General features: G+C 59.6%; 6 protein-coding genes. 3 read left to right on the top strand and 3 right to left on the bottom strand.

Annotated features, from left to right (window positions below):
* Positions 1-317: 317 nt before the first annotated feature.
* Together ABD919_RS14065 and tsaE are read right to left on the bottom strand one after the other, a co-directional pair.
* Positions 318-1,544, bottom strand: a complete 1,227-nt coding sequence (locus ABD919_RS14065; RefSeq protein ID WP_345236653.1) for an alanine dehydrogenase — start codon at positions 1,542-1,544, stop codon at positions 318-320.
* A 92-nt stretch (positions 1,545-1,636) separates the two neighbouring features.
* Positions 1,637-2,074: a tRNA (adenosine(37)-N6)-threonylcarbamoyltransferase complex ATPase subunit type 1 TsaE gene (tsaE, locus tag ABD919_RS14060; RefSeq protein ID WP_345236652.1), complete on the bottom strand. Its 438-nt coding sequence runs from the start codon at positions 2,072-2,074 to the stop codon at positions 1,637-1,639.
* A 121-nt stretch (positions 2,075-2,195) separates the two neighbouring features.
* On the opposite strand from tsaE, the gene ABD919_RS14055 reads away from it, so the two are divergent.
* From ABD919_RS14055 to ABD919_RS14045, 3 genes are all read left to right on the top strand, one after another.
* Positions 2,196-2,651: a MarR family winged helix-turn-helix transcriptional regulator gene (locus tag ABD919_RS14055; RefSeq protein WP_345236651.1), complete on the top strand. Its 456-nt coding sequence runs from the start codon at positions 2,196-2,198 to the stop codon at positions 2,649-2,651.
* Between the two features lie 114 nt (positions 2,652-2,765).
* Positions 2,766-5,186, top strand: coding sequence for an outer membrane beta-barrel protein (locus ABD919_RS14050; RefSeq protein ID WP_345236650.1), 2,421 nt, complete (start codon positions 2,766-2,768; stop codon positions 5,184-5,186).
* A gap of 342 nt (positions 5,187-5,528) precedes the next feature.
* Positions 5,529-6,785: a pyridoxal phosphate-dependent aminotransferase gene (locus tag ABD919_RS14045; RefSeq protein WP_345236649.1), complete on the top strand. Its 1,257-nt coding sequence runs from the start codon at positions 5,529-5,531 to the stop codon at positions 6,783-6,785.
* Positions 6,786-6,793: 8 nt separating this feature from the next.
* Here the strand turns inward: ABD919_RS14045 and ABD919_RS14040 are convergent, their stop codons facing one another.
* Positions 6,794-7,204: a hypothetical protein gene (locus ABD919_RS14040; RefSeq protein ID WP_345236648.1), complete on the bottom strand. Its 411-nt coding sequence runs from the start codon at positions 7,202-7,204 to the stop codon at positions 6,794-6,796.
* Positions 7,205-7,418 lie beyond the last annotated feature (214 nt).

Genomic DNA, 7,418 nt, shown 5'->3' with positions numbered 1-7,418 from the left:
GGTTTGCCCTGAAAATTGCCCTCTTCATTTTTGCCCACACCCTCCACCAAGCCGGCCTATAGCCCGCAACTTGGGTTAGCTAATTCCTGAGCTTTTCGGGAATTGGCCCTGGCAATCTCAACATTCTGCTCCGTTAAAGCCGCCTCGAGCAGTCGCATTCTCAACTCCGGCAAACTTTGTTCTGTCTTTGGAGCGCAGGAGCATAACAGGCTAAGCCAGCCAATCAGTAAGAAGGACGTGCGCGCCATTATTGCCTTGCCGAAAACGTCAATGAATTCCGCGAAATCCGGCTAACCCGAAAAATCCGTGGTTTGGGCTTAATTCCGCACCGCAATCAGCAGCCCCAGCTCCTTATACCGCAGGTTAAACTTCTTGGCAATGGCCGCATTGGTGAGCGAGCCGCGGTAGATGTACACGCCGCTGCGGAAATGCTCGTTGGTGAACAGCACCTCGTTGATGCCACCGTGCTGGCTGATTTCCTGCAGGATGGGCGTGAAGATGTTGCTCAGCGCGTTGGTGGCGGTGCGGGGCACCCGCGAGGCCATGTTGGGCACGCAGTAATGCACCACGTCGTACTTGCGGAACACCGGGTTGCTGTGGGTGGTGATTTCGCTGGTTTCAAAGCAGCCGCCCTGGTCGATGCTCACATCGATAATCACCGAGCCGGAGGCCATGCTCGACACCATCTCCTCGGGCACCATGAAGGGAATGCGCCCGTCTTCCACCGCCAGCGCCCCAATCACCACGTCGGCCCGCCGAATCTGCTGGCTGAGGGCAAACGTATCCAGCGTGCTGGTGTAGAGCTGCATGCCCAGGTTGTGCTTAAGGCGGCGCAGCTTGTAGAGGTGGTTGTCGAACACCTTCACCTCGGCGCCCAGGCCGGTGGCGGCGCGGGCGGCGTACTCGGCCACGGTGCCGGCACCCAGAATCACCACCTGCGAGGGCGGCACGCCCGTGATGCCCCCCAGGATAATGCCCTTGCCCTCGTTGGAGCGGGCCAGGTACTCGGCGGCAATCAGCATCACCGTGGAGCCGGCGATTTCGCTCATGGCCCGCACCACGGGCCGCGCGCCGCTGGGGTCTTTCATGAACTCAAAGCCGATGGCATTGATTTTCTTGCGCATCAGGGCCGCGATGTATTCGGCGCTGAGCGAGCCCATCTGCATGGCCGATATCAGCGTTTGCCCGGCGTGCATGAGCTCAATCTCATCCAGCGTGGGTGGGGCCACTTTCAGAATGATGTCGGCCTTGTACACTTCCTCGGCCGAGTAGGCAATGGTAGCACCGGCTTCGGAGTAGTCGTGGTCGGCATACTTGCTGGGCTCGCCGGCCCCGGCTTCCAGCACAATCTCATGCCCGGCGTTTACCAGGTGCTGCACGGCTTCCGGCGTCAGGCCCAGGCGGTTTTCCTGCAGCGAGGTTTCCCGCGGCAGCCCGATGAACAGCTTGCGCTTGCGCGTCTCCACGGCCAGCATGGATTCCTGGGTGAAATAGGCGCGGCTGGTCGCCAAAGACTCAAAACCGGAGGGTAGCTGTTCGGGCATTACTTTTTGAATTATGAATTATAAATTATGAATTATGAATGACAAATGGAGCCGTTCTGCCGGAGCCAGACAGATAAACTCATTTTTAATTTTTAATTCATAATTTTTAATTGAATCTCCCGTGCTTCGGTGTCGGTCACGCAAATATGTACTTCCAGCCGTGGCCGCGGCAACAATTCGAGCACCCGGGCGGGCCACTCAATCAAGCAAAGATACCCCGAATCGAAATACTCCACCGCCCCTATACGCTCGGCTTCCAGCACGGAGTCAATGCGGTAGAAGTCAAAGTGATACACCGGAGCGCCCTGCCCATCCCGGTATTCATTTACCAGCGCGAAAGTGGGGCTGCTTACCTCATCGCTTATGCCCAAGGCCTGCCCCAGGGCACGGATGAGCGTGGTCTTTCCCGCTCCCATCTCGCCTTCCAAAGCAACTATCGAGCAACGACTGGCGTCGATGGCGCTGCGAAGCTGGCTGGCAGCCGCCGGCAGGTCGGCCAGCGTCGGGACGAGGAGCGTAATTGGGTTCACGGCTCAAAAATACGCCGTGCGCCGCCCCTATCCTCAAACTTTTGCTTTTTCTAACCCGCAGCCCTGTTATTAGGCCTGCATTCATGATACATCATAGTCTTTGTAACGACCACGCTACCCCATGCTGAACGACATCCTTTTTTACTCCCTGGACAAAGCCATCCGGCAGTACCGCAAAATGGCCCAGGCCTCAATCGACCGGGCGGGCGTGGACATTACCATCGACCAATGGCTGGTGCTGCGCGTGATTCTCGAAAACGACGACCTCACCCAGACCGATATCAGCGAGCGGGTTTTCAAGGACCAGGCCTCGGTAGCGCGCATCATCGGCCTGCTGGTGCTGCGCGGGCTGCTGGCCACCGAGCCCTCGCCTACCGATGGCCGCCGGGCCCGTCTGCGCGTGACCGAAGCCGGGCAGCGCACCCTCGACGCGGTGCAGCCTATTGTGCTCAGCAATCGCCAACAGGCCCTGGCCGGCCTCAGCGAAGCCGAAACCACCCAGCTGCGCCTGCTGCTGGACCGCATCTACGCCAACTGCGCAGCCAAGAGCGGCTCACAAGATGGGGCACCCAGTTAGAAAACATTGGAATCAGAAGAAGTTAAAGCCCCAACACAGGCTTTTAACGCCTCCCTTAGTACCTCTATCCCTGGCCTGAAAAACGGGTTAATCAACACCTTTTCCTCTGCAACAATGCTCACTTTTCTTCACCCCCGCCGCCTGCTGCCGGCCATCCTCCTACTGGGCCCGCTGGCTACGCAGGCGCAAACCCGGGCGGCCCTCAGCGGCAGCCTCCGCTCGTCCACCGGGGCAGCCGTCGAGTTTGCCACCGTCACCCTGCACCGGGCGGCCGACTCCAGCGTAGTTAAAACTGAGTTTAGCGACGACAAAGGAGCTTTTCGCCTGGAAGCACTCTCCGGAGCGCGCTACCTGGTGTCGGCCGCGCAGGTGGGGTTTGAGCGGTATTGGAGCGGGCCGCTGGAGCTGCCGGCCGCCGGGCTCAGCCTCGCGCCCATCATGCTGCGCACGAGCGCGGCTACGGCCCTGAAGGAAGTAACCGTAACGGCCCGCCGCCCCTTGTTTGAGCGGCAGGCCGACCGCACCGTGGTGAACGTGGAGGGCAGCACCCTGGCCGCCGGCAATACCACCCTCGACGTGCTGAGCCGCTCGCCGGGCGTAACCGTAGATGGCAACGACAACCTGGGCCTGCGCGGCCGCCAGGGCCTGCTGGTGCTCATCGACGGCAAGCGCCAGCCCATGAGCGGCGCGGAACTGGCCGACCTGCTGCGTGCCCTGCCGGCCGACCAGCTCAAGAGCATTGAGCTGATTACCAACCCGCCGGCCAGGTACGACGCCCAGGGCAGCGCCGGCATCATCGCCATCAACCTGAAAAAGGACCAGCGCCAAGGCAGCAACGGCAGCGTAAACGCCAGCTACGGCCGCAGCCAGTACAACAAGCTCACCGGTGGCCTCTCGCTGAACCACCGCAAGAAGAAGCTCAACCTGTTTGGCAGCTACAGCTACGCGAACCGCGAAAATTTCGGGGGCCTGAACCTGCACCGCGACTTCTTCAACCGCGCCGGGCAGCTGATTGGCACCACCGACCAGCAAAGCCGCTTTGTGGGCCACTCCTTCACCCACAGCTGGAAAACCGGCGCCGACTTTAGCCTGACGCCCAAAACCACGGTTGGTATGGTGGTGAATGGCCTCGACAACCGCAACCAAAGCAACGGCAACAACACCGGCCTCATCCGCAACCTGGCCCGCGGCGAGAACTACCCCTTCTTCTCGGCTTCCAAAGCCAACAGCTACTCACCCAACGCGGCAGCCAACCTCAACCTGCGGCACGCTTTCACCGACTCGCTGGGTACGCACGAGCTGACGGTCGATGCCGACTATGCCGCCTACCGCATCGACAACGACCAGGTGCTGCGCACCTACAACAATGAGCTGCTCCTGAATACCGTGTCCAACAACCAGCTGGGCCAGCTCAGCATTCAGTCGCTGAAGCTCGACTATACCCGCCCCCTCAGCAAGCAAGCGCAGCTGGAGGCGGGCGCCAAAGCCAGCCTGGTGACGGCCGACAACGACGCGAAGTTTTACACCGACGGGCAGTACGACCTGAATAGCTCCAACCGGTTCCGCTACGATGAAAACATCAACGCCGCCTATGTCAACCTGAACTACACCACGCCCCGCCTTACCCTGCAGGCCGGCCTGCGCGGCGAGCAAACCAATGCCGTGGGCAAGCAGGACCGCTCGGTGGAGTTCCAAAACTTCGACCGCCACTACTTCCAGCTGTTTCCCAGCGCCGCCATCAAGCGCACTTTCTCCGACAAGCACGAGCTGGCCTTATCGATGAGCCGCCGAATCGACCGCCCGACCTACGGCTCCCTCAACCCCTTCCGGCAGTTTATCGACCGCACCACGCTGCAGGGCGGCAACCCCGAGCTGCTGCCCCAAACCAGCTACAACCTGGAGCTGACCCACACCTTCCGGCAGAACTACAGCCTGGGCCTGAGCTACAGCGTCACCAGCAACCCCATGATTGGCGTAGTGCAGCCCGCCTCCGACAGCACTGTCATCGCCACTACCCGCAACCTCGACTACCAGCACTATTATGGCCTGACGGCCACGGTGCCCGTGCAGGTAGCCAAGTGGTGGAACATGTACAACAACGTGGTGCTGTACTACAACCGCTTTACCGGCAACCTAGCCGGCACCAACCTCAACCGGGGCGGCGTGGCGCTGGAGTTTAGCTCCAGCCACACCTTCACTTTTGGCAATGGCTGGAGCGGGGAGCTGAACGGCCGCTACGAGTCGCGGCAGGTGTATGGCTTCCTGGTGCAGCAGCCCCTGGGCAGCGTGGGCGCCGGCCTGCAAAAAAGCCTGCTCGACCGCAAGCTCAACGTGAAGCTGGCCGTGGCCGACATCTTCTATACCATGCCGGCGCACGTCACCTCGTCGTACAGCAACTACGAGGAGAAGTTCTACCAGTTCCGCGATACCCGGGTGGGCACGCTGAGTCTCTCCTACCGCTTTGGCAACGACAAAGTGGTCCCCGCCAAGCGCCGGGCCGGGGGCGCCGAGGAAGAGAAGCGTCGGGCCGGGTGATGAGGTGATGAGGTGATGAGGTGATGAGGTGATGAGGTGATGAGGTGATGAGGTGATGAGGTGATGAGGTGATGAGGGAAGGACGAGACTCCCCTCCTTACCAAGGAGGGGATGTTTTCGCGCCAGCGAAAACGGGGGTGGTTAGGCCGCCTGCGCCGGTAGGACAAGTCGTTCGGGTGTCGTTCAACGAATTCAACCACCCAGTCAAGCCTGAAGGCTTGACGTCCCCTCCTCATCTGAGGAGGGGAGTTTCGTTCCATATTTCCTATGGCTGCAAAGGACAGCGCCCGTAACTTGCGGGCCAGCTTAAACCAGCACCCTCAGCTCCGAAACCAAACCCTTATGCAAGTTTCCCAAATGGCGGGCAGCCTTATCGGCTCCGAAATCATCAAAATCGGCAATGAAGTAAGCGAGCGGATTCGCCAGGGCGAGTCCATCTGCAACCTCACCATCGGCGACTTCGACCCGGCCATTTTTCCCATTCCCGAGGGCCTGTCAACGGGCATCACCGAAGCCTACCAGGCCGGCTACACCAACTACCCGCCCGCCAACGGTATCGTGGAGCTGCGGCAGGCGGCCTCGGCCTTTCTCAAAAACCGCCTGGGCCTGGAGTACGGCCCCAACGACTTCCTGGTAGCCGGCGGCTCCCGCCCGCTCATCTACGCCTGCTACCGCGCCTTGATTGACCCCGGCGACCGGGTGGTGTTTCCCCTGCCCTCCTGGAACAACAACCACTACTGCCACCTCACGGGCGCCGAGCCCGTGGCCGTGCCTACCCGCCCCGAAAACGACTTTATGCCTACCGCCGCCGAGCTGGCCCCGCACCTGCCCGGCGCCACCCTGCTGGCCCTGTGCTCGCCGCTCAACCCCACCGGCACCGTATTCCAGCGCCAGGACCTGGAGGAAATCTGCGACCTGGTGCTGGCCGAGAATAAGCGCCGCGGCCCTGATGAGAAACCGCTGTATGTGCTCTACGACCAGATTTACTGGCTGCTCACCTTCGGCGACACCAAGCACTACGACCCCATCAGCCTGCGCCCGGAGCTGCGCGACTACGTGCTTTACATCGACGGCATCTCCAAGTGCTTTGCCGCCACCGGTGTGCGCGTAGGCTACAGCTTCGGCCCGGCTCACATCATCGACAAGATGAAGTCCATCCTGGGCCACGTGGGCGCCTGGGCCCCCAAGGCCGAGCAGGTGGCTACGGCCAAGTTCCTGCCCGAAACGGCCGCCGTGGATGCCTACATGGCCAACTTCAAAACCCGCATTCAAAGCACGCTCTCGGCTCTGCACGCCGGCCTGCAGGAAATGAAAGCCCAGGGCTATCCCGTCGATTCCATTGCTCCGGCCGGCGCCATCTACCTCACCATCAAGCTGGATGTGCTGGGCCGGACGGCCCCCAACGGACAAGTGCTGGCCACTTCCAAGGACTTGGCATTTTACCTCATTGCCCAGTCCAACCTGGCGCTGGTGCCCTTCAGCGCCTTCGGCACCGAGCCCTCGGAGCCCTGGTTCCGCGCCTCGGTTGGTGCGGAAACGCTGGAGGCTATTCAGGCGGCGCTGCCGCGGCTGCGGGCAGCACTGGATGGGGTACGTTAATTAACTCGTTAGGCCAGGCCATTTACCATAAAGTCATACCAAGACTTCTTGGCTAAATTGATTTTTAAGTTGAAATAACAATTGCCACCATCCATCACATAAACCATCTGCCAGCGCCATTTTTTGTTGTTTGTACAAAAGCAATTTACCCACACCTCTTTTTCACCCTTGGAATTAACTGCAGCTATTAACTGTCGCTTATAGCCCGGCAAGCTAATGAAGTAATTCTCCTTTCTAAACGGAATTTCAGGGTGGGCTTTGGTCATGTCTTGGAACTCCTCCTCCTGCACTTGGTTATGTTCGTTTATTGCTTTGTTTAATAATGAATCAACGACCATTATTTCAGCTTTTGTAAGCCCAACTGCTTGACTGTTTTTGAAGATGTTGTCATTTTCTGCTAAAGGCAGAACAGCATACAACGAGTCAAACTCGATAGTGGGCTTATTTCTAACTATTGGTCCAGGGGGAGGTGGAAGTGGAGCTGCCTCTTGATAAATTGGCTTATCTGCCTCAGTGCACCCGAATAGGAACAACAGAATTAGATGGACACATGATGAAGCTGTTTAGGAAGTAGGGTGCCAATAAAAAAGACTTCCACGACGAGGCGAAATTTGGGGTGCGACCCACCTCATT

The organism is Hymenobacter saemangeumensis (genome assembly GCF_039541835.1).
GTDB lineage: Bacteria > Bacteroidota > Bacteroidia > Cytophagales > Hymenobacteraceae > Hymenobacter > Hymenobacter saemangeumensis.
This window is presented reverse-complemented; position numbering and strand designations above follow the sequence as displayed.

What these genes read in the sequence shown, in the direction of transcription:
- ABD919_RS14065 (WP_345236653.1), bottom strand. Translation starts at nt 1,544, where the DNA reads ATGCCCGAACAGCTACCCTCCGGTTTTGAGTCTTTGGCGACCAGCCGC.
- ABD919_RS14055 (WP_345236651.1), top strand. Translation starts at nt 2,196, where the DNA reads ATGCTGAACGACATCCTTTTTTACTCCCTGGACAAAGCCATCCGGCAG.
- ABD919_RS14050 (WP_345236650.1), top strand. Translation starts at nt 2,766, where the DNA reads ATGCTCACTTTTCTTCACCCCCGCCGCCTGCTGCCGGCCATCCTCCTA.
- ABD919_RS14045 (WP_345236649.1), top strand. Translation starts at nt 5,529, where the DNA reads ATGCAAGTTTCCCAAATGGCGGGCAGCCTTATCGGCTCCGAAATCATC.